The sequence below is a fragment of the Pokkaliibacter sp. MBI-7 genome (assembly GCF_029846635.1).
Lineage (GTDB): Bacteria > Pseudomonadota > Gammaproteobacteria > Pseudomonadales > Balneatricaceae > Pokkaliibacter.
The window spans coordinates 1,553,275-1,574,074 of sequence record NZ_JARVTG010000002.1; the positions used below are offsets into that span (position 1 = coordinate 1,553,275).

The 20,800-nt window shown below is 53.5% G+C and carries 18 protein-coding genes; 11 read left to right on the top strand and 7 right to left on the bottom strand.

The genetic code is table 11. The features are described 5' to 3' along the window. The first annotated feature begins 52 nt into the window (after window positions 1-52). Together QCD60_RS26780 and QCD60_RS26785 are read left to right on the top strand one after the other, a co-directional pair. Window positions 53-985 carry an IS5 family transposase gene (locus QCD60_RS26780; RefSeq protein WP_279781211.1) on the top strand — a complete coding sequence of 311 codons (933 nt, stop codon included), beginning with the start codon at window positions 53-55 and terminating at the stop codon, window positions 983-985. A gap of 106 nt (window positions 986-1,091) precedes the next feature. Then, the gene (locus QCD60_RS26785; RefSeq protein WP_279790003.1) at window positions 1,092-1,562 is read left to right on the top strand and encodes a hypothetical protein; all 471 of its coding nucleotides are present in this window, start codon (window positions 1,092-1,094) and stop codon (window positions 1,560-1,562) included. Window positions 1,563-1,664: 102 nt separating this feature from the next. On the opposite strand, the gene QCD60_RS26790 is transcribed toward QCD60_RS26785, so the two are convergent. The 4 genes from QCD60_RS26790 to QCD60_RS26805 form a co-directional block, all read right to left on the bottom strand. After that, window positions 1,665-2,789: a helix-hairpin-helix domain-containing protein gene (locus QCD60_RS26790; RefSeq protein ID WP_279790004.1), complete on the bottom strand. Its 1,125-nt coding sequence runs from the start codon at window positions 2,787-2,789 to the stop codon at window positions 1,665-1,667. 326 nt (window positions 2,790-3,115) lie between these two features. Next, on the bottom strand, window positions 3,116-3,604 hold the full coding sequence (locus QCD60_RS26795) for a DUF4377 domain-containing protein (protein ID WP_279790006.1): 489 nt from the start codon (window positions 3,602-3,604) through the stop codon (window positions 3,116-3,118). Window positions 3,605-3,721: 117 nt separating this feature from the next. Further along, window positions 3,722-7,207 carry an acyl-[ACP]--phospholipid O-acyltransferase gene (locus tag QCD60_RS26800; protein WP_279790008.1) on the bottom strand — a complete coding sequence of 1,162 codons (3,486 nt, stop codon included), beginning with the start codon at window positions 7,205-7,207 and terminating at the stop codon, window positions 3,722-3,724. A 27-nt stretch (window positions 7,208-7,234) separates the two neighbouring features. After that, window positions 7,235-7,363: a hypothetical protein gene (locus QCD60_RS26805; protein WP_279790010.1), complete on the bottom strand. Its 129-nt coding sequence runs from the start codon at window positions 7,361-7,363 to the stop codon at window positions 7,235-7,237. Window positions 7,364-7,474: 111 nt separating this feature from the next. On the opposite strand from QCD60_RS26805, the gene QCD60_RS26810 reads away from it, so the two are divergent. Both QCD60_RS26810 and QCD60_RS26815 read left to right on the top strand, forming a co-directional pair. Further along, entirely contained in the window at window positions 7,475-8,206 is a 732-nt protein-coding gene (locus QCD60_RS26810) for a helix-turn-helix transcriptional regulator (RefSeq protein WP_279790012.1), read from the top strand. Between the two features lie 214 nt (window positions 8,207-8,420). Next, window positions 8,421-9,230 carry a hypothetical protein gene (locus QCD60_RS26815; protein ID WP_279790014.1) on the top strand — a complete coding sequence of 270 codons (810 nt, stop codon included), beginning with the start codon at window positions 8,421-8,423 and terminating at the stop codon, window positions 9,228-9,230. A gap of 51 nt (window positions 9,231-9,281) precedes the next feature. Here QCD60_RS26815 and QCD60_RS26820 read toward each other — a convergent pair whose 3' ends face one another. Next, window positions 9,282-9,707, bottom strand: a complete 426-nt coding sequence (locus QCD60_RS26820) for a hypothetical protein (protein ID WP_279790016.1) — start codon at window positions 9,705-9,707, stop codon at window positions 9,282-9,284. A 247-nt stretch (window positions 9,708-9,954) separates the two neighbouring features. Here QCD60_RS26820 and QCD60_RS26825 point away from each other — a divergent pair, with 247 nt between their 5' ends. The 4 genes from QCD60_RS26825 (at window position 9,955) to QCD60_RS26840 (ending at window position 15,963) form a co-directional block, all read left to right on the top strand. Further along, complete coding sequence (locus QCD60_RS26825; RefSeq protein WP_104152202.1) at window positions 9,955-10,419, top strand: GNAT family N-acetyltransferase; 465 nt, start codon at window positions 9,955-9,957, stop codon at window positions 10,417-10,419. Between the two features lie 256 nt (window positions 10,420-10,675). After that, window positions 10,676-12,853, top strand: a complete 2,178-nt coding sequence (locus tag QCD60_RS26830) for a response regulator (protein WP_279790019.1) — start codon at window positions 10,676-10,678, stop codon at window positions 12,851-12,853. A 311-nt stretch (window positions 12,854-13,164) separates the two neighbouring features. After that, window positions 13,165-15,246, top strand: a complete 2,082-nt coding sequence (locus QCD60_RS26835; protein ID WP_279790021.1) for a response regulator — start codon at window positions 13,165-13,167, stop codon at window positions 15,244-15,246. Between the two features lie 162 nt (window positions 15,247-15,408). Beyond that, window positions 15,409-15,963, top strand: coding sequence for a GNAT family N-acetyltransferase (locus tag QCD60_RS26840; protein WP_279790023.1), 555 nt, complete (start codon window positions 15,409-15,411; stop codon window positions 15,961-15,963). 54 nt (window positions 15,964-16,017) lie between these two features. Here the strand turns inward: QCD60_RS26840 and QCD60_RS26845 are convergent, their stop codons facing one another. Together QCD60_RS26845 and QCD60_RS26850 are read right to left on the bottom strand one after the other, a co-directional pair. Beyond that, on the bottom strand, window positions 16,018-16,323 hold the full coding sequence (locus QCD60_RS26845; RefSeq protein WP_279790026.1) for a putative quinol monooxygenase: 306 nt from the start codon (window positions 16,321-16,323) through the stop codon (window positions 16,018-16,020). A 46-nt stretch (window positions 16,324-16,369) separates the two neighbouring features. Then, window positions 16,370-17,098, bottom strand: a complete 729-nt coding sequence (locus tag QCD60_RS26850) for a hypothetical protein (protein ID WP_279790028.1) — start codon at window positions 17,096-17,098, stop codon at window positions 16,370-16,372. A gap of 152 nt (window positions 17,099-17,250) precedes the next feature. On the opposite strand from QCD60_RS26850, the gene QCD60_RS26855 reads away from it, so the two are divergent. The 3 genes from QCD60_RS26855 to QCD60_RS26865 all read left to right on the top strand — a co-directional run bounded on the left by QCD60_RS26855 (window position 17,251) and on the right by QCD60_RS26865 (window position 20,713). Further along, a complete protein-coding gene (locus tag QCD60_RS26855; protein ID WP_279790030.1) occupies window positions 17,251-17,706 on the top strand; it encodes a GNAT family N-acetyltransferase in 456 nt (151 codons plus the stop codon). A 609-nt stretch (window positions 17,707-18,315) separates the two neighbouring features. Then, a complete protein-coding gene (locus QCD60_RS26860; RefSeq protein WP_279790032.1) occupies window positions 18,316-20,004 on the top strand; it encodes an ATP-binding protein in 1,689 nt (562 codons plus the stop codon). 115 nt (window positions 20,005-20,119) lie between these two features. Beyond that, window positions 20,120-20,713: a hypothetical protein gene (locus QCD60_RS26865; RefSeq protein WP_279790034.1), complete on the top strand. Its 594-nt coding sequence runs from the start codon at window positions 20,120-20,122 to the stop codon at window positions 20,711-20,713. The last annotated feature ends 87 nt before the right edge of the window (window positions 20,714-20,800 follow it).

Genomic DNA, 20,800 nt, shown 5'->3' on the forward strand with positions numbered 1-20,800 from the left:
CTCGGCTTTGTTGCACAAATCGGAACAGGCTCCCGTGTTGTAGAATGAAGGCATGAACAAGCCTACCTCCCCGAAGTACAAAACAACGAACTGGAAGTCCTACAACGCCGCGCTCAAAGCGCGTGGGGCATTGATGATCTGGCTGGACAGAAACATGACCTGGCACGGAACACCGCGCGGCCAGCGAGGGCGTACGCAGCGCTTCAGCGAGGCGGCCATTCAGTTCTGCCTGACGATCAAAAACCTGTTCGGCCTGGCCCTGCGTCAGGCGGTGGGCATGGTGCAAAGTCTACTCCGCCTGGCGGGACTGAACTGGCCTGCGCCGGACTACAGCACGGTATGCCGACGTCAGAAGTCGCTACAGGTGGTGATTCCTTACCGCCCCAGTACGTCGGGGCTGCATCTCCTGATTGATAGCACAGGGATCAAAATGCTGGGTGAAGGCGAGTGGAAAACGAAAAAACACGGTGCAGACTACCGCCGCCAGTGGCGTAAAGTGCATATAGGTATTGATGCGCAGACGCTGGAAATTCGGGCCATTGAGGTCACCGACAACACCGTGGGTGACGCCCCGATGCTGCCAAAGTTACTGAGTCAGATTCCGGCGGAGGAAAAGATCGCCTCCGTCAGCGGTGATGGTGCCTACGACACCCGAGACTGTCATGAGGCGATCGCTCAGCGAGAGGCGGAAGCGGTGATTCCCACGCGCAGGAATGGGAGGCCGTGGAAGGAGAGCCGAGCGGGAGCGAAGGCCCGTAACGCGATTTTGCGGGTGACGCGTTATCTGGGGCAAGGGCTCTGGAAAAGGTGGAGCGGTTACCATCGGCGTAGTCTGGTAGAAACCAAGATGCGGTGTTTCAAGCGACTGGGTGAGCGGATCATGGCGAAGGATTTCGACCGTCAGGTGGCCGAACTACAGGTGCGAGCCGCCATTCTGAACCGCTTCACGTCGCTTGGAACACCGGTGACGGTACGTATGGCATAAATTCGTCTGGGGAAAGGGGCTTTGTATGCTGAAGCCTATTTATGCAACAAAGCCCAGATAAACTAGAAATTAAAATATTTGACTCAAATGGTACGGAGTACAAACTATGATTCAGTACTTTAAAAGTTGGTCGAAGAAAGAAAAAGCAGCAAAAGGTATACTGACTGAAAGTGAAGCGCGAGAGCTTCATCAAAAAGGAAAAATATACTGTGCCGCCTATTCATCAGCAAATTCATATTTGGAAGTCATGCCCAACTGTGTAATGGTCTGTTTTTTAGATATTAATAAGAAACCTGAGTTGAACTATATATTTAGCAGATCAGATGAAGGCCCGCTCTTTCTCGAACAGGTTTTTATAAAACGCTTTGAAAAAACTGACGATGCAACATATGTAGAGCACTATATCTTCAAAAAAGATGGCTCCCTATTTATTACAAAAGTAGACTACATTTCTAAAATGAGAGATGAAGGAGAGGGTATGGTAAATATTTCATCAAACTATGATCACTTTCCAGACTTTGGACAATATGAACATCTGCTCATTCGTGACAGAGGTGTTCCTAAATCTAAATTTTAAATCCTTAAAATATAAATAGATCTAACTGGGGTATCCATATCGGATCCCCAGCCTAACAAAAAATATGAAAATGATATTTTAATATCAATCTAATCAAAACACCTAAACACACAAATACGGCGCGATACGCTCCAATACCTTTACTCCAATTCCCTTGACCTTTAACAGATCATCCAGCTTTTGATAGGGGCGATTACGCACGATGTCATTGGCGAGGCGTGGGGAAATACCTTTGACTCTGGTCAGTGCGGCAGGGCCTGCGGTATTAATGGAACACAGTTCAGGCTGAGCCTTGGGCTTGTCCGCTACCACCGCTTTCTTTTTGCTACTTGCCACTGTCTTCCTGACTACCTGTTCGATTGCCGGTTCAGGCGTTTCAGCCACTTCAGCTACCGGGGCCGGGGCCATTTCGACAGCGTCTTCTTTGACTTGTATGTCCGTGCTATCGGGCTGTGCGACTTCGGTAGCCTCGACAGTAGTGGTGACTTCAGCATCGGCATCGACCTCAACAGCCGTGGAAGCAAACGCCGGGGCGACCAGATAATCGCGGGTGATATAACCCTGAGCAGTCCATTCGCGCAGCATCAGGTATTGATAGGGCAAACTCGCCTGTGAGGGCTCCAGCTGCAGGGTAACGTTCTGCCATTCCTGCCCGCCACCGAGGCAACCCAGACTGCGCTGCACCAGCAGCTCGCCAGTGAAGCTGCCGCCATTATAGGGGGCTTCCAGCTGCCACAACTCAAGACTCAGGCTACCGCTCAGGTTCTCCGCCTCGCGCGGATTGGCCACGGTGGCTACCTGCAGAAAGCGCTGCCCGTCTTTGGTAAAGCAATCACACTGCCCCTGCAGGGAAGGCTGGACAAAACGCTGGAGCTGAGCGAAGGGGCACTCCTGTACCGCATCGCCCTCAGGTGACACCAGTTGCAGCACCAGTTGATAAGACTGACTGCCGGCAGGAGGAGCCGCTTCGACATTTTGTTGCCAGTCCAGACTGCCGTACGCCAGCGCCCCGAGCGTCGCGCTGGCGATCTGGATACCCCGACTCACCATGCTGACATCCGCCTGCGGCTCAGTGGCGACAGCCAGCAAACGTAACGACCAGCCCTCAGCCAGCGGCACATCGCACTCAAGTGTGCAGTTCAACACCACCACATCACCACTGAACTGGTAGCCGAACGGCTCCGCGATGCGCACGATATTCTGCAGTGGATTCGTCATTAGGGTCATTTGACTTCCTTTTGTCTTCGCTCACACCTGAAAGTACTGCATCAAGGCAAGGCTTTAGGGATTAGAGATTGCACATCCAGCGATATGCTGGCTGTCAGAATACCAATTCGCCGGCTGAGGATATCAGGCAATCGCGCCAGTCTAGGCGGCAAACATGACAGGTCGGGGACAATATAGGTTAACCCCTGCAAAAGCCGTAAAAGATTTACGCTGCAAGGATGGGGCCACACAGTGTGTTGACCCAGATCAGGCGGGAGCGAACACGTCAGCCGTGCCCGCTCAGCGAATGTGCTCTATGACGGTGCGCCGTTACGAAGACCATAGGCTTATTCGAGAGACGTCCCATCAGCCCTTTTGGTAGCGGGTGTCTTGTTCACCACCTCCAGCAACTTCCATACGTAACGCGACTGGTCAGCCGCCGGGTTGTCACGCAGGCCACGATGCACCTTCAGGGTGTAGTAATAACCGGCCTGATAGATAAAACCATCGATGCTGCCATAGAACAGTGACCACTCCTCCTTGGCATCATACTTCACTTCCATACACAGCCCGGGAGCAAAGCCCTGACAGGGTTTAGGGTGGTTGGACAGATAAATCACCATATCGCGCTCGGTGCCATCATCCGTCTTGCTTTTAAAGGGTTTGTGCTCTGCCTTGGGCTGTTCTGCAACAGGCTCGGCCTTAGCGCTGCCTGACCCCATACCGAAACTGGGCATCTTCAGACTGAAGTTATCCATGCAACCGGTCAGACTCAGCAACAACAGGCCCAACGTACTGGTTTGAACCACAACTCGCTTGCTTGCCATCAATTTCATTATTGCTCTCAAATCTTCTTCGGTAAGTTTTGCTGATTCCGGGTGGCGGGAATTGTAGGGGAAATCCGGGGGGCTTTCCTCCCCTGCCCCGGGATTTCCCAATTGGGCCAGCACTCGTCAGTCGTTACCCGCCGCGCTGCCGTCACATTGCTCCGCACAAGCATGGGCCATTTTTTTGGCGCCAGCCAGATCCATCTTGCCGGTGCCCAGCCGTGGTAATGCCGCGATGGTGAAGACCTGCGCCGGGATCATCAGCGGGTTGGCGCCTGCCGCCAGCATGGCCGACTTGATGCTGCTCAGTTCCAGCACCTGCTCCGTCAGAATCACTACCCGCTCACCTTTGCGTTCGTCTTTGATGGCGACGGCAATCAGCTCCAGCTCAGGGAGCTGCAGTGCCTGTTGCAGGGTATTTTCCACCACGCTCAGGCTGATCATTTCGCCACCGAGTTTGGCGAAGCGCGAATAGCGGTCAACGATGGTGAGGAAGCCGTCACTGTCCAGATGGCCTTTGTCACCTGTCACATACCAGCGCATCCCCTGCTCTTCGCGGATGACTGCTGCGGTTTTATCGGGGTTGTTGAGGTAACCCGCCATCACCTGCGGCCCACCTATCAGGATCATGCCATCCGTTCCTGTAGGCAGCGCCTGCCAGGTTTCAGGATCGACAATCTTGATGCTGGTACCGGGCAGCGGCATACCCACCGTGCCGGCTTTACCACCGACCTGCACCTGCCAGTAATGGGTGTCCAGCGCGTCCGGCAGGTTCACCGCCGCCACCGGCGTGGTTTCCGTCGCCCCATACCCTTCCAGCACACGTTTGTTGAATTTGAGCTGGAAAGCATCCCGCACTTCCGGGTTCAGTCGTTCAGCCCCGGCCACTACGATACGCAGACTGTCCAGCATCAGCGGGTGCACCTTGGTATTACGGCAGTAGAGGCGCAGGAAGGTGGATGTCGCACACAACAGCGTCGCCTTGTGACGGGCGATAGCCTTGGCCACTCCGGCCACATCGGTAGGGTCTGCATGGCAGACCACCGGGATGCCCTCCACCAGCGGCATAAACTGGGTGACCGTCAGGCCAAAGGCATGGAACAACGGCAATGAGGCCACCACCACATCGCGCTCCTGCGTATTGAGCACATCGGAAACCTGTTTGACGTTGGTCATGATATTACGATGGCTGAGGCAGATGCCCTTGGGCGCCCCCTCACTGCCACTGGAAAACAGGATGGCAGCAATGTCCTGTGAGCGACGTGAGCGGTTAAAGAAGCGCTTCAGGACAAAGCCCGGCAGTACCACAGCGGCCGCCAGACTGAGCAGCGCCTCGGTCTTGCCGATCTGCTCTTTCAGGGACTCCAGATAGACGATCTTCAACCCCTGCAACACCGGCGTTACATCCATCCCTTTCTGTTCCAGACGTGACAGGAAGCGTTCAGACGTCACCAGTGTACGCATGCCGGACTGTTCAATGGCCGACTTCAGCGCTTCATGACTGGCGGTATAGTTCAGGCACACCAGTGTCTTGCCTGCCAGCAACGCCCCCATATTAGCCAGCATGCCGCCTGCGCTGGCCGGAATCAGCATACCGATCCGTTCACCTTCGCATTTGCGCAACCGCCGTGCCATGCACAGTGCCCCAGCCAGCGCGCGGTAGGCAGACAGTTCCACACCCTGACTGTCGGCAATCGCCATCTGCTGACCAAGGTGTTTGACGCCGTCGATCCAGCCTTCGGTCAGGGTGGGTAGCGAATCCACATGCTGCTCCCAGGAAGCGATGGAAATGTCGAACACATGGCGTTTGAGGTCTGCGGCGCTCGTGCCTTTGGCCAGAGGCTGACCGAAGGCCACGATCAGGTCGCGGTACATACCGGAGCGACGGATGGCTTTGATGTGAGCGGAAGACCGTGAAAACTGACTGCCCCACAACCCGCGCAGGTAGAAAGGCACGATATGCAGATCGCGCTCCGCCAGCTGGCAGGCGCGCTCATAACCACGGCGAAACTCGCCCAGATGGCCATTGCGACTGATCGCACCCTCCGGGAACAGACACACTACTTCGCCGTCATCGAGCAGTCTGGCGACCACTTCCAGCGAGGATTTGCTACTCGCACCTGATTCGATAGGCACACAGCCGAACAGACGGAAGAACCAGTTCAGATACCAGCGTTCATAGATGCTGCGCTGCATGACAAAACGCACCGGGCGCGGACAGGCCGTCTGCACCACCGCCCAGTCGATCCAGCTGATATGGTTACCCAGCAGCAACACACCGCCCTCTTCCGGGATGTTTTTCATACCCTGCACTTCGATGCGATAGCGCTGTGCCAGAATCCGTGACAGCAGGAAGCGCACCATGCTCTGCGGCAGCATCAGCACGGTATAGATACCGCCCAGCAGCGCAATCACGGCAATCATGGTGAGCAGATGCTGGCTGCTGATGCCGAACAGGGCAAACAGTGCTGTCAGCACCAGGAAGGAAAACATGGCGATGTTCTGGAACAGGTTATTACCCGCCAGTACCTTGCCCAGTTCGTGTTCGCCGCTATGGAACTGCACCAGTGCATTCAGCGGTACGATAAACAACCCGCCCATCACCCCGATAAACAGGAAGTCTGCAGCAAAAGCCCATGATGACCCCAGCTGCGGCAGGATCAGCAGGCCGACGGCAATCCCAGCTGCCCCCACCGGGATCAGACCACTTTCGATATAGTTGCGGGAAAAGCGGGCCGCCAGACCCGAACCAATGGCGATACCAATTCCGGTGACCGCCAGAATGCCCTGCAGCACGATCGTGTTATCAATACCTACCTTTTCTTTGGCGAAGGCCGGAAACGCTGCCAGCATCACCTGCCCAACCGACCAGAACACCGACAGTCCAATAATCGACAGACGAATGACTTTACGGCTCAGTACCGGCTGCAGGTTTTCCACCATTTTGCGCGGGTCGAACGCCTGCTGCAGCGACAGGTGCTGGCTGTGGTCAGGCTGCTCCAGCGCTGGCAGACGGTACAGCAACAGCAGCTCCATTACGCTGCAGGCCACCAGAATCCAGCCCATCGGCGCCATGACCTGCACGATCTGTCCGGGCGTGGTCAGCTCACTGCTGTAACGCCCTTCAAACAGAATGGAGAACACCAGCGTACCCGCCAGAATGGAAATGATAGAGATGGCCTGCACCCGGCCATTGGCTTCGGCCAGATGTTCCTTGCCGAACAGCGCCTTGATATAGCCGAACTTGGCCGGTGAGTACCAGGCAGACTGCACGCCCATCAGGAAGGTCATCACGAAAGCAGGCCAGAACAGGCCAAGGTAGTAGAACAGCGTAATAGCGAGGGTCAGTCCGACGGCGGCCCATCCGGCCAGTCGCATCACCTGATGCTTGGGATACTTGTCGGAGTGAAAGCCGACAGGAATGAAGAACAGAATGTAAGGCAACAGGATCAGGCCATTAATAATGGCGGTCAGAATGACCTGTTCGCTGCCGTCATACACCTTGAAGACGGTGTTCTGAATGGCGATCTTGTGTCCCAGATCGGTGAAGGCATTGAGAAACACCGCCACCAGAAACGGCACTGCGCCGAGTGTCCGCATCAGTGATTTCATAAGCTGTCCCTGAGTCGAGGGCAGTCATCAGATCAGGTCGGGTAATCCCGCATTACCACAGAGTTGACCCTGCTGATGTCTGCCCGGATAGCGATCAGTATCAATCGCCACCGCTGGTTGGAAACCATCGCATCCTCGGATCAGGGCGGTTTCCATGCAACCTGATCCTTTCTTGTAGCGCACAGCACGACGAAAAGTAGTGTATATTGCTACTTTTCTGCGTTACCCGTCACTTTTCCCTGCACGTTCATACTGAGAAACCCGACCATGAGCCAGATTGATCTGCTACTGACCACGCTGAAACGTGAACTCAAGGCACATGGCAAGACCTATGCCGATGTCGCCATGGCACTGGAACTGAGTGAAGCGTCGGTAAAGCGGCTGTTTGCGGAGGGTAACTTTACTTTACAGAGGCTGGAAAAGGTATGTTTGCTGGTAGAGATGAGCCTGAGCGATCTGACCCACGCAGCGGCTCGCCAGCAACCCCAGCTGAACCAGCTACAGCGCCAGCAGGAAGAGGAGATCGCCGCAGATCTGGTGCTGCTGCTGGTCACGGTCAGCGTCATCAATGGTTTCAGCTTTGCGGATCTGCTTGAGCACTACACCATTGATGAGCACACCCTGATCCGCAAGCTGGCCCATCTGGACAGGCTCAAACTGATCGAGCTGCTGCCCGGCAACCGTATCCGACTCAAAGTGTCCGCCAATTTCGGCTGGATTGCCGACGGCCCGATACAGCGCTTTTTTCAGGAAAAGGTAGCGCAGGACTTCTTTCAGTCGCGCTTTGATCGCCCCAGCGAGAAGCTGATCGTACTGAACGGCCTGCTGAGTGATGGTAGCAATATTGAGCTGCAACGACGCATGCAGCAGCTGGCAGAAGAATTCAACACGACCATCCATCGTGATGCCGAGCTGCCCATGGCTCAGCGCCACGGCAATACCATGGTGATGGCTATCCGCCAGTGGCACTACAGCCTGTTCCGGCGCTTCAGTCGCTAGCACAGGACAATGGCGGTGGTCCATCTGACTGCTATCATCTTCTGAGCTGGCAGGCTGACGTAATACTGACAATTACTGTCACTGGCAACGTTGCCATCGCCACTATACTGCCATCATTCAGGGATAGCTTGTCATCACATTCACCCTGGAGTGGTTTACTGCTGGCGCATCACCCCAGCATACCTGCTCCACTCACAAGGCTCCGATACCTGCCATGCATCGTCGTTTGCTGTTACAGCATTTTGCTGGTCTGGGTTCTGCGCTGTGTTGCCCTGCATTAGTGCATGCAAGCACCACAACACGCCCTGTTCTGTCCTTTGTCTTCAGTCGCAAACGTGAAGACCCCCGCACCCAGTGGCTGATCGCGGTGTACACCGAAGCGCTCGACGCCCTCGGCTACGACTTTCTTTTTGTCGAAGTTCCTGCCAATCGTGCAACAGAAATGAGCCGCAGCGGCGAGGTGGACGGCGAACTGGGACGGGTGTATCGCTTTGCCAATCTGTATCCCGAGCTGATTAGGGTAGAAACGGCCAATAACCCAGTGCGTTTCGCAGCCTTTACCCTAAACAGTGATGACCGCATTCGGCAATGGTCTGACCTAGGCTCACTCTCGGGCGTCGTTGACTGCCGCCAGGGTATCAAGGAAATCGAGCAGGCACTGAATCTGCATTTGCCGGGTCACATCGGCTACGTCAAAACCATAGAGCAAGGGCTGCTGAAACTGCAGGAAGGTCGCTCCAGACTGTTCCTCGATGTGGAAGAAGCAGTCTATGACTATATGTCGACCGATCAGGGCTATTCCACGCTAAAAGGCGGTGCCTTTATCCACGAAGCCGGTGTGCCTGAGGCCACCACTGGACACTGTTACCTTAACCGTGCCCGGCATGAAGCGCTGGCGGCACCGCTGGCCGATGTTCTGCAGCAAATGAAGGAAGCCGGGCGGCATCAGCAGTTGCTGGCCAAAGCCCTGACAGCAGCGGGCTACCATGACAAGCCCGTATTTGGTGAACGTCCACCGGTCTGAGTGGGGGAGCATGCTCGAAAGCGGCCGCCTCCCAGAGGCACCACCGCTTGCTTAACCGCTGTGTTCCATTAACTGCCGTAGTCGCTGCAGATCTTCACGCACCCAGCTGGCATCACGTTCATAGTCCTGCTCGCTCATCCATGGCTGGCGAATCAGGCTGAGTACAACACTGCATCCCTGACCTGACAGGGAGCACACTCGCATCGGTACATAGACTTCATTGCCATCAGGCAACACCACCAAGTGATCAACCACACCAAAGGGATTACTGCGACTGTAGCGCAGCCATACCCGACCCACCGGCGCCTCTACCCACCAGTGGCTGGTGTTGTCATCGCCCGGCCCGGCGCTTTCAAGGTGAGAGCGGCTCAGACCACTGGCCCACTGCGGCAGATTGGCCGGCTCAGCCAGAAAGGCGTAGACCTTGTCGAAACTCGCGCCAATGACCACGCTGATATGCAGTACGACATCTGTCATGGTTTGCTCCTCTGATTGCCCCACCACCGCGCCATAAGCACCGCCCTTGGCTCGCCGGTTTCAAGGCTTGGTAAGCTCAGTACCCTGCTCGTTTGTCAGCAACAGCTAAAGCTGATCATCTGCGGATTACCATGCAGACCAATTACCAGTAAACAAGAGCAGCAGGCATTAATCTTGCTGATCAATCTGCAGTGCCGGTTTTCATGCACCTCGATAACGTCAAACACTGGATTTAAGGAAACTGACTATGTCTTTGACCGAGCTGGACCCCCAGTACGACTTTGTCGAAATCAGCCATCTGCTCAATACCCTCTACGCCGAGCTGTTTGGCGAAGAGCGCTGTTATGACGAGCGCCAGCTGGCGGAAATACAGCGACAATGGGTCAATCGTCGCCCCAGTCACTGGGCGTTCAAGTGGGAGGAAGGCCACGAAGCGGTTGCCTTTGTCACCCTCAACGAGTGCTTCTCCTTCTTCGCCAAAGGAGCCTACGGCATCATCAACGAACTCTGGATTCATCCGCTGTGGCGCAATCAGGGCCTGGGTGCCCGGGTTCTGGAAGAGATTCGGGTGCTGGGTCAGCAACGCGGCTGGAAGCGTATTGACGTATCCGCTCCTGCCGATCCGCGCTGGCAACGCAGCTTTGATTTCTACCAGAAGAATGACTTCGTCTTTTCTGGCAAGAAGCTCCGCACCTGGCTACCTGAAAGCTGACACGGCGACGGCAGACCCCACCCTGTCAGTAACACACACCCCACTTGAGGCTAAAGGACTGGGCGCTACAACCGATAAAGCATGAGCTACACTTGAGAATGCTTCGTCGCCCCGGCCCATGCTGGCGGCAGCGCTGCACTGCAATACAAGAACAGCTGACAGCAAGAGAGTCGTCGCCATGCAGAACCTGACCTATCCCCCGTCATCACAGCCAAATCCGTTTATCGTCCGGCATCTGGTCTGAGTGACGCGGCCCATGGCAGAGATTCCCGGCCAGCGCTCTCCGCACCTTCACGAGCCCCATCAGGACAACAGCGACGGCATCAGTCTGCACGGTGAAACCATTCTGGTGGTGGACAGCCAGCTGCCGATGATCCAGCTGATCAAGGACATTCTGCGCCGCGGTGGTGCGACCTCCTTTTATGATACCGACAACTTCGCCACTGCCCTGCGCTTGCTGAAAAAGCACAAGCCAGGTCTGGTGATCTGTGACTTTGAAGTCCGTGACCCGAAGCACAAGGGCCAGACATTACTGGTGGAGGCCCGGCGTCAGCAATTGCTGTCCCACGCCACCGCCTTCATCTACCTGCTCAGTGAATCCAGCGAACGGATGATGAATGCTGCGCTGGAAGACTCACCTGATGACTGGATGAGCAAGCCGGTCAACAGCAAAGAGCTGCTGGACAAAGTCTTGCTGCAACTCCAGCAGCGGCAACTGCTGGAGCCCGCCCTGCTGGCACTGGATCAGGGTCAGCGGGCCACCGCCATCGACTGGCTGCAACACCATCTGCCTGCACTGCAGAAATCCAGCTCACCGGGGTTATGGATGCGCGCCGAGCGCCTGCTGGGGCGCATGCTGCTGAAGAATAATCACCTGACTGAGGCGGAGCAGCATTACCGGCAGATGATCCGCCACTCGCACCCCGTGCCCTGGGGACATCTGGGTCTGGCCATCTGCCTGCATCTGCAGGACCGCAACGACGAAGCACGCGATGCGTTCAGTGCATTACTGCCCCATCCCTTTCTGGCGGCAGAAGCCTACGACTGGCTTAGCCGCATGCATTGCTGCGAACGTCAGTTCGAGCTGGCGCAAATGGCCATGTCACTGGCCTGCCAGCACAACCCCCAGTCAGCGTTCAAGCAGAGCCAGCTGGGCTTTGTTGCCTTTATGAACGGACAGAATGGTCTGGCGGAAAAAGCCTTTCGCAGCGTGGCCTGGAACCATCGCAACCTGACCAAGGCGGATGCAGAGCTCTATCAGCAGCTGGTCTGGGATAACGGTGACAGTGGTGCTGGCCAGAGTGGCTCTACCGCTTATCTGCCCAGCCCCGAAGCAGTAGGCCAGACCGATGGGCTGATGCTGGTGGTCAAGGCACTGGAGGAGAAAGAGCCGGACAACGCCCAGGTTCAGCTCAAGGTCATGCTGGTCGAGTCCGTTCTGGCTCAGGAAGAACTGGACGACGAGCGCGTGGCCGCCCTGGCCGAAGCCATGATCGACTATTACCTGATGCTGGATGCCTTCAGCCAGCTGAAGGAGCGCAGCCAGCTGAGCAGCCACTTTCGCTTTCTGGGCCGTGATTTTCACACCGAGCTTGCGGCAGCAACAGCCTATCGCGCCAGTCTGTCTGCCGAAGAACTGAGCGCACTGCGGGCCAAATATCAACGCAAGCGCACCGGTAATTCGTTACGCGACAAGATACTGCACCAGCAACAGCGCCAGCGCAGTGCCCGTCAGCTGCGCCAGATGCATTTGCAGCAACTGCAGGATGCAGAAAAACAGGTGCTGCACGATATTTTTATCGATGCCCGCCGCGACGTGCCGGTGCCGGACAAACGCCCGGCAGCCACCACAGAGCTGGACGAGGAGCTGGTCCGGCAGGTGCGGGAAAGCATGGACCCCTCCCTCAGCCAGATTTTGCTTGATGAGCTGTCACGGGAAGCCGCACGCGATGATCCGTTGTGGGTCAGCAGCGTGCAGGAAGCCTTCAGGCAACGCTGCAAGAAAGAGCTGGAATACCGCATCGAACGTAATCTGTTGCGAAAAAAGCAGGCCATGGCCGCGGTCCACTATCTGCCGCTGCTACCGGTAAGCATTCAGGAGAAGCCACGTCCGCACTGGTCGAAGGAACTGACCAGTGCGGTGCTGGATTATGCCCGCGAGCGCTACGAGCCTGCTTTTTTCAGCCTGCTGAAAGTCATCAAACAGGGCGGCGACGACGTCACCATCAAGCTCAATATGGTGCAGGCAGGGATCGGTGCCTGCCGCGAAGGGTCGCCGAAGGCCAAGCAGGTCATCAATATTTGTCTGTTTTACCTGCGGCCACTGATGGGCCTGACGCCCACCATGGCGTTACCGCAACGCCAGCGCTTTACCAGCCTGACTCAGGCCCTGCGGATGACCGATGAAATGGCGATCAGTCTGGCAGAGTCCTGACGATCAGGAGCTGGCCTGAGCTGCCCTGTGGTGACGAGGTCCAATTCGCTGTGCAACAGCATCAGCTCTTTCTTACGGCAAATAGTGATTTTTTATTTAACGCAAGAGAGGGTGAAATGTGCCCAGAATTGGCTTTGCCGCAGCAGGCCCGCGTTAAGTCTGGTGGGTTGCCGCCTGACTGATTGCATCAATGCTGCACAAAACAGCTGAAATGGCCGGGTTTGACGGATATGCTGCAACAGATGGCAACAGGCCATCTGATGACGAATGTGTTGTCGAGAAGTACCAATCAGGGATTACGGAACTACCGCATGTCAGAGCCCACCGTTCGTGAAGTCGCCACTGCTGAGCTGGTCAGTGGTTGGAATGATCTCAAGGACAGCATTATCAACTTCATTCCCAGCTCGCTGGTGGATGAAAAGATTCTGATCGTCGATACCCATGCCCCCATGATCAACCTGATCAAGGACATGCTGCGTCGCGGTGGTGCCAGCAAGCTGTACGATGCCGACAACTACTCCCAGGCCATCCGCCTGCTGAAAGAAAACCGTTTTGCTCTGGTGATCTGCGACTTTGAACTGCGTGGCGCTCAAAGCAACGGCCACTCTTTGCTGGTGGATGCCAGACGGCAAAAGCTGCTGCCCTACTCCACCTCCTTTATCGTGCTCTCCAGCGAAGCCAGTGAACGCATGATGTTTGCCGCGCTGGAGGAGTCACCGGATGACTACATTCACAAGCCCATCAATGCCAAGGATCTGATTGACCGGATAATCCGCATTGCCAACGTCCGCTCGGTGTTCAAACCCGCCTTTGACGATCTGGACAACCACAACGAACGTGCGGCGGTGTCCTGGCTGCGCAAGAAAATTGCCCAGCTCAAAACACCCAGTCTGGCCATGACCGGCGACCGTCTGCTGGGCCGCATTCTGATTGAGTCGGCGCTGTATAAAGACGCTGATATGCACTATCGGGAAATGGAAGGTAAGGACTACCCGGTGCCCTGGGCCACCATGGGCAAAGGCATCGCCAACTTCTTTCTCGGCCGACTGCCCGATGCCAAACGCTGCTTTGCCGAACTGTTGAATCAGCGCTTTCTGGCGCTGGAAGCCTACGACTGGCTGGCCCGTATTCACTGTCTGGAGCAGGATTACGATCTGGCCCAGTACGCCATGGAGCTGGCATCCAGCCTCAGTCCGTTATCGATGCACAAACAGAGCCTGCTTGGCCACGTGGCGTTCCTCAATGGCCAGTACGGGGTGGCTGAACGCGCTTTTCGCTGCATTCTCTACGGTCACAAGAATATCGCCGTGGTCGACTCGGACCTCTATCGGCGCATCGTCTGGGGCCACAAGAAGAACAGCCGCACCCCCTCCGAGGAAGATGTCGGCAGCCTCGACAAAATGAGCAAAACCCTGCAGGTGCTGTCTGATAAATACCCCCGCAACGCCGACCTGCAAATAAAGTCGAGCATCATCGAAGCGACCGTAGCGGTCGAACAGGGCAATGAAAAGAAAGCTCATGAGCTGACCGATGTGTTACTTGAGTATTATCTCAAGCTGGATGTCGCCAACCAGTTTGCCGACGAAGCGCTGATGAAGGCGCATTTCCGCCACCTCGGCCGCGACTTTACTCAGGAGCTGGCCAATCTGATCAAGTCGCGGGAAAACCTGTCACAGGAAGCGTTACTGGCATTATCTGGCGCCCGCAAGACCAAGCTGGAAAAGCGCCTGCAGTCCCACAATGAAGTAAAAGGACGGCAGGAAAAGTCCCGGCAGAAGCTGAAAAATGCCCGTCAGCTGAAACAACTGCACGAACAGCAGTACAAAGATGCCGAGCAGGAAGTCAAAAAAGACCTCTACATCGAAGCACAACGCACCACCCCGCGTCTGAAAGGTAACCAGCCACTCACCGATGAAGAGTGGGAGCAGAAGGTCACCAAGAAATACGGCCAGCTGGTCACCGAGGAGCTGGAACTGCGCATCGAGCGCAAGCTGACCAAAAAAAGTCAGGCGATGGCCGCCATTTCCAACGTGGCCATGATGGCTATCGAAGTCAATAAAGTGGATTACAACCAGTCGTGGCACGAGCTGGTTGAAAAAGGGATGAACGAATACAGCAAGGATCAGTTTGAAGCGTCCTTCTTTACCCTGCTGCGGGCAGTCAAGGAGGGTGGCGAACGCCTGGAAATCAAGCTCAACATGGTTCAGGCAGGTGTCAGCGCCTGCCGTGAAGGCACGTTCAAAGAAAAGCAGATATTCAATATCTGCCTGTTCTATATGCGCCCACTGGTAAAAATCGTCAAAAACATGACGACCCATCAGCGCGAACGCTTTCTGACCATCACCCAGGCGCTCAAAGCCATTGATGACAAGCTGGAAGTGCATAAGGTCTGATCAGGTATGACACTTGCAGCCTTGTATTCTGGCTCTGAAGAAGCGCTTATCCCTGCCTGCCTTCGGCAGCAGGTGCGGCACCAACAGACTCAGAACTGACACAACTTACAGCGATATTGGATGCGGCATCGCTACCGCGCACACCCGGAAGAGGATTCAGCCATGGGAATGGTACGCTCCAGCAGTCCTTCAATGCATGACGCACCCCATGATCGAACCGGCTCAGCCAAACTCCCCCCTCTGCCTCTCGATCTGCGCGCCGCTGATGACGATGACCGCCAGTACGCCCATGACCTGACCTACAACAATATGCGGCGCTACTACGTGCAGTACGGCATCGAATGGAGCAGCAAAGTTTATTTTCAGCAGTGGCCCAGTACCGCTAATTTCATTCTGCTCGACAGCACCGTGACGCCGGCAAAAACGGCCGGACTACTGCGCCTGCAGATCGTCAAACCCTGGACCTATTTGTGGGATCTGCAGATTGAGCCTGCCTACCAGCGCCGTGGTGTCGGCAGGGAAGCTCTGCAGCGCAGTATGTGGCTAGCCCGCCATACTGGCTGCAGTCTGTTCCGTCTGCGGGTGTTCAAATCCAACCCGGCACTGCAGCTCTATCTGCGCTACGGTCTGGAAATCGTTCGGGATGAAGACAGCGTCTACATGATGGAAAAACTACTACCCGCCGTGGTGGCGGAGCATGCCGACAAGGACGTCTGACAGGTATCGATACAACAGATACCTGTCAGACGTCCTTGTCAGCGACTGAACAGATCAGGCCTGCTCCAGTACCCTCAGAGAAACACTGACCACCCAGTCCGCCACATCCTGCCGATACACCTGCATGTGCGCAGCCACACCGTGCGCCTGCAGATGGGCTTCAGACTCCCAGCGCTCAATCATGATCACCGAATTGGCATCCTGATCGAATTTGCCTGCAGGAGCGTCGATATCAATATAAGGCCCGTACTCAATACAACCCTCCTCTTCCAGCACCAGCGGCACCAGTTGCTTCATCCGCTGCAGGAAGGCGTCGCGGCTGTGCTCGCGCAACGTAATAGTGGCAATAACGGCGATCATGGCATGTCCTTTCAATGGCACCTAATGGGATAACTGAGCCAGCCTTTTAATGGCAGTAGGCTGCGTTCTCAACCACACCTTTAACATGCACGGTAGCGCCCGGGCGGATGACAAACTCACTCAGCCCCACATGGGATGCACTGCCCCAGTCGTAGGTATAACCCAGACGGGTCCAGGGGTAACCCTTGTCACCGTAGGAGCTGGCGCGCAGCTGATTGAACCAGGCCTTGTACTCATTACTGATCGCAATATAGGGCGATGAGGGAAAGTCGACCTCTGCCTCGTGGTCGGAAATTTCCGAATCCGGTGCGGGGCGGAACATGTCCTTGGGCTGCACCCACAATTCCACAAAGCGCGTCTTGCCGTTGTGTGGCGGTAGACCCAGCAGCTGCTCCAGTCGCAGCGCATCACTGTTCTTGCGGCAGAACTGCTGCAGTTGAGGCGCCGCAGTGACCCAGATCTCCCGGCTCAGCTGCTGATCGGTATCCACCTGAGTGTCATAACCATTCCATGCCGTCCAGGTCACCATCAGCACATGGGACTGATCGTTATCCCACACCAGCGCATGATTGCCCGGCACAATGGCGGTCAGGTTTCTGGAGATTTCGTCCGGCTCAGCCACGGCGGCGTCCTGCACCGCGGCCTGATAGGCCGCCTGCAACTGCTGCTCTGACATAGTGCGATAGGACTGCCCGGCGCACCCGGCAAGGGCCAGGGCGATACCACTCAGGGCCAGACCGCGCAGACTGAAAACGCTGATCGTTGATGGCTTCATCCTTAATCTCCTCATCGTTGACCTGACGTGCATCTGCTCTTTAACACGCCAGCTTTCTCATAAAAAACCTGTGAAAAGAATAGACAGCACCGTGCTATCTTCAATGATTTATTTTGCCCCCACGTTATCCCTGACCGAGGCCTCTCATTACCATGAGCACTTCCCCCGCCAGCCAGCACAGTGAAGCCGTATTCAGCATTTCCACTGACAGGCAGCAGCTTGATCTGGATGTGATCTATCGCTTTCTGAGTGAAGAATCGGCCTGGGCCAGAGGCATTGACCGACGTCGCGTCGAGCGTTCCATCGAGCACTCCCTGTGTTTTGGTGGCTATCTTGGCCATCAGCAGATTGCTTTTGCCCGGGTGATTTCTGACTTCGCCACCTTTGCCAATCTGGTTGATGTTTTTGTATTGCCCGAATTCCGCGGCCGTGGCTACAGCAAACAGCTGATGGCAGCGGTGTTTGAACATGATGATTTACAGCAGTTGCGGCGCTTTACTCTCGCCACCAGTGACGCGCACGGGCTGTACAGCCAGTACGGTTTTACTGCACCCGCCAAACCCCAGACCCTGATGGAGCGCTACGATCCGCTGATCTACAGCCGTTAATGCCTGATGTCATAAGAGGTCAATCGGCCCTCGCCAGTCAGCACCGGCGAGGGCCGCATCCGCAAGTGTCTGCGCACCGTGGTGCATGCGTGTATCGAGAAGACGGATTATCCCATTCCTGCAGAATTAGAATTATTGATGCTGCCAACGCAGTCTCGGTGAACAGTTACCCCAGCTCAGGATGCGCTGCGCCTAACCAGAACAGATCATCAGACTGCGTTAAACAGAGATATTGCTTATTGCTGAATGGGAGAAGAAACTCCACCCAGTACCGATAGGCATCAAGGGTTCGCTTACTGTATCGATGTACCATCATGTTTTCTGGACAGGTATGAGAAATGGAGGGCGTCACCATGCTGAGTATTTCGCCCTTGAAAAATTTGGAAGAAGGTATACCTTTTGGATGATGTGTTTCTGATTTAAATACCTTTTAGTTACTCACTTTTGTGTTAGCTAATTCACTTTTCTCTTAAAAACAAAGTCTTACGCGAATGCTTTTAAGAGAAAATTTGTTAAAAGGTATACCTTTTAATAATTGTTATAAGGTCGAAGACCTCATTAACACACTGTTAAATTACTTGTATCCGAACCATGACTTATGGAGAAAAAATGGAATCCTATACGATCACACCAAAGGTCGATGAGACTCAAGAGTTTATTGAAATAGCCAACGACTTTTCGAATCCTTTGGATTTGGTTAGAGAGGCTATTAGTAATGCTTATGACGCTAAAGCAACTGAAATTCGAGTTATTTTCGATGTTGTCAAGCAATACGGAGAATCCGTTCTCAAGATTGTTCTAGCTGATAACGGTACAGGAATGAGCGGGGATCAGCTTCAGAATTTCTTCGATCTGGGGAATTCCACTCGTCGCGGAAATGTTGAAGCAATTGGGGAGAAAGGACACGGTACAAAAGTATATTTTAATAGCCGTCGGATTGAGGTGAGGACCTCAACTGGGGATAACGGGTTTTTGGCAGTTATGGACGAGCCATTTAGAAAGCTTTTTGACAGGCAAATACCAATAGTCCAAGTCACGCCACAATCAGGAATCCCTAAAGGGACAGAAATAACAATATATGGGTACAACAATAATCGCCGAGATAAATTTACTCATCAAATTTTAAAGGACTACATAAATTGGTTTACAAAACATGGATCAATCGAAAAGCATTTCGACACAGAAACAAAAGAAGTAAAACTTTTACTGCAGGGTTTAGGGGCGAGCGAGCTTGAAGAAATTGATCAGGGTCATTTTTTTCCAGAAAATAGCAAAGATATAAGTAGGCTTCTGGATGAGCATATGGTTAGAGCACCAGATCACTATTCCAAGAAAATTATAAAGACAGGTGTTCTCAAAAATTTCCCAGAAATAACATACGAGGCCATATTCAGCCTTGAAGGAAAATACGTCAGGTATGGATACAATACAATGCTTAGGCGCCCAGGATACACAGCACCAGAAGGTGCTTACACAATACAGGAGCGTTATGGATTGTGGGTGTGCAAAGACTATATGCCTATTCAAAGAAAAAATGAATGGATTACTTTTAAGGGTTCTGAATATACAAAATTTCACGCATTCATAAACTGCCAAGATTTGCGACTTACGGCAAACAGAGGATCGGTCGATAATACCCCGACTGAAATATTGCAAGACCTAAAGGAAGAGGTAAGAAAAATATATGACGGAATTGTAAAGAGTGATGAATGGACGTCAATGGAGTGGCTTGAAGAGGAAGCGCAGGCGTATCAGACAGTAGAAAAAGAAAAGAAAAATTTTGATTGGCGCATTAATAAAGTTAATAAATCCAATATAGCTGTTCACAAAGGCGTCACATTAGTAGAGCCTGAACGGGAGAGCGGTGTATTTTCGCTATTTCTTATACTGTCTCAGCTTGAAGCAGATCTATTTCCCTTTTATGTTGTTGATTATGATACACATGAAGGAATTGATGTCATTGCAAAAGGGGATAAAAATACACCAATTTCAAGCGCAAAATTATTCTACGTTGAATTTAAAAGAACCCTATCGAAAGGATTTAATCATTCCTTTGAAAATATCCACAGCATTGTGTGCTGGGATACCGGCATAAAACATGATGAGGTATTGAAGGATATAAATAATGAAGAACGTAAGATGCAAATCATATCGCCCGATTCAGAAGATGATTATACCCGCTACTTTTTAGACAACCCAAGAAAAGCTCATAAAATAGAAATTTTTTGTTTAAACTCGTACCTTAAAGAAAAGCTTGGTTTGTCATTTAATCCGAGGACTTCGAAATCCGTAATTTAACAAAGCGTTGCACCGGACAGGCCGGTGAACGCGGCATTAGGCAATAAAAATGGCATCATTCGTAGGAACCCACAAAGAATTCCGTAGATATATAGGTCCGAGGTTGAGAAACCTAGTGCAGCAATTTACCAAAAGCCATAAAGCTGAAGTGTCCGCTTGTGAGCATTGTGGTTCAAAGGAAAATCTAGAGTCTGCTCATGTGCATGGACGAAATAGGAATGAAATAATAGATTTGATCCTCAAGGATTATACCTACAACAGTGTAGCAACCGTGGATATTGAAAGATTTGAAGACCAATTCAAAGACGAGCATTTCCCTTTAGAGAAATCAATACTGATTCTTTGTCAGCCTTGTCATAAAAATTACGACAATAGTGTGCAGGTAAATGACAAAACAGAAACATCAGATGAGCAGGAAAGCCAAGGCGTGCTTTCAGAGGCAATTAGATCTCGCACAGATTATCTGCCGATAACACTGGATCCCGGAGATCCTGAGCTTTTCAAGCAAGAACTTTTAGTAACAAAACTCGCAGAAATAGAGACGACTTATAAAGACGGCCGAGTTGAAACAAAAAAATGGAATGCTACCAATTTCGCAGTTTCTTCAAACATCCTTGGGAATTTACGTTCTCGCCCTGAGTTTAGATCTGGAAATTGGCAAGACAAGGACATTGTAAAAGTTCATGTAAGGATCAAGCGCAATGCCTAACAAGCCAATGATCGCGGAGCCAGCTAATAGGGAGTTAAGAAGGTGGCAGAGGCAGTACTTTCGCTAGCTGGTGTTTTTCTTGGCTTT

Excerpts from the sequence above, each read along its gene's own strand:
- QCD60_RS26780 (WP_279781211.1), top strand. The coding sequence starts at position 53 with ATGAACAAGCCTACCTCCCCGAAGTACAAAACAACGAACTGGAAGTCC.
- QCD60_RS26785 (WP_279790003.1), top strand. The coding sequence starts at position 1,092 with ATGATTCAGTACTTTAAAAGTTGGTCGAAGAAAGAAAAAGCAGCAAAA.
- QCD60_RS26790 (WP_279790004.1), bottom strand. The coding sequence starts at position 2,789 with ATGACCCTAATGACGAATCCACTGCAGAATATCGTGCGCATCGCGGAG.
- QCD60_RS26795 (WP_279790006.1), bottom strand. The coding sequence starts at position 3,604 with ATGAAATTGATGGCAAGCAAGCGAGTTGTGGTTCAAACCAGTACGTTG.
- QCD60_RS26800 (WP_279790008.1), bottom strand. The coding sequence starts at position 7,207 with ATGAAATCACTGATGCGGACACTCGGCGCAGTGCCGTTTCTGGTGGCG.
- QCD60_RS26805 (WP_279790010.1), bottom strand. The coding sequence starts at position 7,363 with ATGGAAACCGCCCTGATCCGAGGATGCGATGGTTTCCAACCAGCGGTG.
- QCD60_RS26810 (WP_279790012.1), top strand. The coding sequence starts at position 7,475 with ATGAGCCAGATTGATCTGCTACTGACCACGCTGAAACGTGAACTCAAG.
- QCD60_RS26815 (WP_279790014.1), top strand. The coding sequence starts at position 8,421 with ATGCATCGTCGTTTGCTGTTACAGCATTTTGCTGGTCTGGGTTCTGCG.
- QCD60_RS26820 (WP_279790016.1), bottom strand. The coding sequence starts at position 9,707 with ATGACAGATGTCGTACTGCATATCAGCGTGGTCATTGGCGCGAGTTTC.
- QCD60_RS26825 (WP_104152202.1), top strand. The coding sequence starts at position 9,955 with ATGTCTTTGACCGAGCTGGACCCCCAGTACGACTTTGTCGAAATCAGC.
- QCD60_RS26830 (WP_279790019.1), top strand. The coding sequence starts at position 10,676 with ATGGCAGAGATTCCCGGCCAGCGCTCTCCGCACCTTCACGAGCCCCAT.
- QCD60_RS26835 (WP_279790021.1), top strand. The coding sequence starts at position 13,165 with ATGTCAGAGCCCACCGTTCGTGAAGTCGCCACTGCTGAGCTGGTCAGT.
- QCD60_RS26840 (WP_279790023.1), top strand. The coding sequence starts at position 15,409 with ATGGGAATGGTACGCTCCAGCAGTCCTTCAATGCATGACGCACCCCAT.
- QCD60_RS26845 (WP_279790026.1), bottom strand. The coding sequence starts at position 16,323 with ATGATCGCCGTTATTGCCACTATTACGTTGCGCGAGCACAGCCGCGAC.
- QCD60_RS26850 (WP_279790028.1), bottom strand. The coding sequence starts at position 17,098 with ATGAAGCCATCAACGATCAGCGTTTTCAGTCTGCGCGGTCTGGCCCTG.
- QCD60_RS26855 (WP_279790030.1), top strand. The coding sequence starts at position 17,251 with ATGAGCACTTCCCCCGCCAGCCAGCACAGTGAAGCCGTATTCAGCATT.
- QCD60_RS26860 (WP_279790032.1), top strand. The coding sequence starts at position 18,316 with ATGGAATCCTATACGATCACACCAAAGGTCGATGAGACTCAAGAGTTT.